This window comes from Bacillus sp. AF62, from assembly GCF_050312695.1.
GTDB classification, from domain to species: domain Bacteria; phylum Bacillota; class Bacilli; order Bacillales; family Bacillaceae_G; genus Bacillus_A; species Bacillus_A cereus.
Genome location: NZ_JBNPJZ010000175.1, coordinates 1 through 3,966 on the forward strand (window position 1 = coordinate 1; position 3,966 = coordinate 3,966).

The window sequence follows — 3,966 nt, forward strand, 5'->3', positions numbered from 1 at the left end:
ATGTCACTCAGCTTTTGTTAAACATTTCTGTTTAGTTTAGGCTGAAACAAGGCACACGCCTTCATCCATCCACTTCCGAATTTCTAAAGAAAAGCCTGTTTGCCCGTACATACGCTTTAAATACAGCGTATTACGGAAGATATCTAATCGGTTTAAAATCGCTTGTGTGCTGTCTTCTAACGCGCTTCCCACTTCATATTTCCAAAAGTGAGAGTAATATTTTTGTTCTGGCCCTTGTAAATTGGCGATTACATTTGCTCGAAACAGTTCGTCACTTATGAAGAGTGGAATACTTAAAATCGTATGAATTTGACTCTTATCACAAAGTAACGTCCCAATAATGGCCCTTAGTAATCGTTCTGTTTGTTGTGCTTGCCCTTGAATCATTAACTTGATCATTTCCATAATGGATTCAATCACTGTTTGGATATCTTCATTTGGAAAACGATGAAACAAATTCAAAGCTGGCGGATGATCTGTGTTTCGAAAACGGATAAAGTGAACCTTACTCCAATCTCCTTCTTTTCCATCCTTTTCCGCTTTCAACAGTCGATTCATTGCTACATATGCCAAATCTTCCGTCGGGTCAAATAGAGACAAGCCGCCCACTTCATTCGGATTTTCTAACCATTTATCAATGACACTTTGCATTAACCTCATGGCAATGGTACTTTTACCAGACCCAACTTTCCCCGTAATGTAGCCATGATTTTTGAAAAAGTCTTCTCGAATTTTTACTAATCGATCCTTGATATAGGGATGCATCACATGACCAATTGAAATGCCTTCGGCCAATAAATCATCTGGTATCATATTTTCCCCTTTATCTAGATACAAGATGTTTCGCTCTGTCTTGCTGTTTTTATCCCCTGTTACGTTAGGAAGATGGAACAAGTTTAATAGCTCTGATCCCGTCCAGATCATTTTCCCGTATACGGGATGTGGTACAGCTGGCATACTTCGTCTTAACCTTCTGTATCTAAGCTCATTCACATCGGCCATAATACTTGCCACCATATGCCCTAAGTTCTTGATGACAGGTACACCAGGATAATAGTCACTTGCGAATGAAACAGATACTTGAAACGCCACTTCATTTTTGGCAAACCGTTTATTTAATGCGCGAATTTCTTCTTTTTCAAAGGCATCTAGCCCATGCTTTTTCTTCTTTCGAATGGCCTTTTCTGCTTTTCGAATCCCTTTTGTCAGCTGATATCCGTTATCTGGTGTAAAAGCAATATCAATCCATGTCTTTTCTTCCATTGCGCTTCCTAACATCGGTAATACATCACGTGTATAGCGCGCGAGTGATAATGTGGCATCTAGCCGCTTTCTCTTTAATACCATCCGTCCTCCCACCGCTTTTCTCGTCGGAAATGACATTTCTTCCTTTGGGACGGTATAAATTTCACTGTGGGTATAGGCACTTTGTATCGCTTGTACAACCTGTTTGATCTTATCTTCTGGACCACCTACATAAAAGCGGACACGCTCATTTTCTCCCTCTGGACGATACATTGTCATGCGGTACCAATCGCGCCCTTTTAACAGGCGTTCTAAAGGCTTTCGACCCGAACTATGTACATGCCGAATCATTTGCCCTAGCTTATCTGGTGTAACTTCATCATCAATGTGAGGGATGAATAATACATATCGATACCGCTTCTTTTCTAGGTATAAATAGATGCCATGTAAGACAATTCGTATGACAATTCCTAACAGGATCAATAAAGCAATCCCGCGAAACACACCGACTACAGTTGGCACCAGCTTCATCAATTCTGTGAGGATTTTGTCTTTAGAAAACCAGACAAATGCGACAGCTCCTATACCTAAAAGTATTTTCCAGTTCTTTTCTATGAAGTTTTCAATTTCTTTGTCGAGCTTGCTGTGCGCCACTTCTTCACTTCCTTTCTATCCTTGAAATGGCCTTATGCAAGGGCTACTAGTTTTTCACGATGCTTTTGTATTAGTTCTTCAGCGGCTAGTTGAATCAGAATTTGAGGTTGCATGATTCCGTTTTGAGGTTGATTAATTTGATCTAAGAGTGTTTTATAATTGAAGAGTTCTTGCTTCACTTGTTCAATATCTAATTCACCATTTACCGTTACTTGTTCTTTCCAGAACGTTTCCCAGCATTCTTGACGATTTTGATACGCTTGTTTTCCCAACTTGCTTCCTCCTTTTAAGTGGGGAGGATATTCAGTGAAAGAATGTCCTCCCATGAATATTATGATTTGCGCGCTTTTTTGTAAGGGTCTAGCGTGACTAAGAGAGAAGAGAAAATCATGCTTTTCCCCATTCTTCCCGTCCATTCTTTTGTACGATTATTTATTGGAAATGTATTTGTTGTATGTGGAACTCGCCCAATATAAAACCCGCGTTTACTTCGCATATGCGTAATTGGTTTCATAAGAAATCCCCCCTGTATTGTTTTATCATTTTATATTGATAAATAGAAATATTGTATAGTTTTAAGCGATGAGTGGGTCTAATTCTAATTACACATCAAATCTGTGCAATAACTCCTCTGGTATCGCTTGAAAACTTACAAAAACTCTTACATGCAGTTCCTCTAGTTCTTCCAAAAAATCGATGAATCCCTCTGGATTATTGGAATACAACCTTAATCCTTCATCTATGATAACTACATCCGATTGTTTGCATGTTTCTATTTCGGTTTGGCTTAGAAAAGAATCTTTTGATGTAAAGGTGATAATGTGAGCACCCATTTTTTCGTATTCTTTATACTCTCCCTCCCCATCTAAGACAGTCGCTTATTGATCATCTGCCATAACAAGGGTAAGAAGTTGCTTCATCAAACCTGTTTTTCCTTTTCCCGTTCCACCTCGTACCAAGATATTTCTATTTTCTTCTCCAAATACAAATTGAGGATTCATTTTATTCCCTTCATTTCCTATGACAATGGAATTTGACTTACTCATGTCATACCATTTTGGTTTTCTAAATGCTGGGATTTGTGCACTTCTTCCAATAAATGTTCCACACATAGTGATCTCACCTTTCCATTCGTATCAGTTTTTTATGAAGCTACTAAATCTAATTCCTCTAAATCTGTAGAAATAATCTTAATTTCTTGTTGGTGCTCTTTGAACAGAACATGTCGGATATTTTTTCGCAACTGAAACCCATCTTCCACCAATGCAAGTAAATATGATTTCGTATATTTCCTATCATTGATTTGATAATGTACATCAAATATGCACATTTGATCCCGCCCTCCCTTATCAGTTGAGAGTGTTTTACACTTCTTGATTTTTACGTTTTCTAAATGCGTAAACAGTTAAGATGCTACCAAGAATGACAAATGTAACACCAATCCATTTCCAATATGGATTTTCAGCTTTGCCGCCTGTTGTTGGTAAATGACTTTCTACTTTCTTAGGTTGTTCTTTCATCGGTTGTGGTTGTTTTACAATATTTTGTGGTTTCTCTGGTGTTGGTACAGGTTTTTCAATGACCTGTGGTGTTTGTGGCTTCTCTGGTGTTGGTGGAACTTCTTTTTTCTGATTTGCTACAACATGTTTGATAATCTCACCATCTGTTTTAATTTCAAAAGAGAATGTTTCTTCATTGATTAAATATCCCTCTGGTGCGAATGTCTCTTTATATGTATATTTACCAGCTGGTAATTTCTCAAACTTTGCAATGCCTTCTTCATTTGTTTTCCCTTTTACAACTTCCTGGCCTTGCTCATTATAGATTGTAAATTCTGCACCTGGTAACTTGTTGTTTCCATCGACTACGTCTACTTTTGTAATTTCTAAGCTACCTTCAATCTTTTTGTTTTTTACGGTGTGTTTAATAATTTCACCATCCGTTTTAATTTCAAAAGAGAATATTTCTTCATGTGACACATAACCTTGTTGTGCAAGCGTTTCTTTGTATGTGTACTTTCCTGCTGGTAGTTTATCGAACTTCGCAACGCCTTGTTCGTTCGTTTTC

General features: G+C 37.9%; 5 protein-coding genes and 1 pseudogene. All 6 read right to left on the minus strand.

Annotated features, from left to right (window positions below):
- Nucleotides 1-57: 57 nt before the first annotated feature.
- A pseudogene (locus ACQRBL_RS31945) lies at nt 58-1,899 on the minus strand (ATP-binding protein); the annotation flags it as partial.
- Between the two features lie 32 nt (nt 1,900-1,931).
- Entirely contained in the window at nt 1,932-2,171 is a 240-nt protein-coding gene (locus tag ACQRBL_RS31950; protein ID WP_327940316.1) for a hypothetical protein, read from the minus strand.
- A gap of 59 nt (nt 2,172-2,230) precedes the next feature.
- On the minus strand, nt 2,231-2,413 hold the full coding sequence (locus ACQRBL_RS31955) for a hypothetical protein (protein WP_197265643.1): 183 nt from the start codon (nt 2,411-2,413) through the stop codon (nt 2,231-2,233).
- Between the two features lie 364 nt (nt 2,414-2,777).
- Nucleotides 2,778-3,011 carry a hypothetical protein gene (locus ACQRBL_RS31960; protein ID WP_411996781.1) on the minus strand — a complete coding sequence of 78 codons (234 nt, stop codon included), beginning with the start codon at nt 3,009-3,011 and terminating at the stop codon, nt 2,778-2,780.
- 32 nt (nt 3,012-3,043) lie between these two features.
- Nucleotides 3,044-3,229: a hypothetical protein gene (locus ACQRBL_RS31965; RefSeq protein WP_411996780.1), complete on the minus strand. Its 186-nt coding sequence runs from the start codon at nt 3,227-3,229 to the stop codon at nt 3,044-3,046.
- Between the two features lie 34 nt (nt 3,230-3,263).
- Nucleotides 3,264-3,966, minus strand: a 703-nt coding sequence (locus ACQRBL_RS31970) for a SpaA isopeptide-forming pilin-related protein (RefSeq protein WP_427736373.1), incomplete at its 5' end; no start/stop codon positions are given.

Coding starts and splice junctions, on each gene's coding strand:
- ACQRBL_RS31955 (WP_197265643.1), bottom strand. CDS start 2,413: ATGAAACCAATTACGCATATGCGAAGTAAACGCGGGTTTTATATTGGG.
- ACQRBL_RS31960 (WP_411996781.1), bottom strand. CDS start 3,011: ATGTGTGGAACATTTATTGGAAGAAGTGCACAAATCCCAGCATTTAGA.
- ACQRBL_RS31965 (WP_411996780.1), bottom strand. CDS start 3,229: ATGTGCATATTTGATGTACATTATCAAATCAATGATAGGAAATATACG.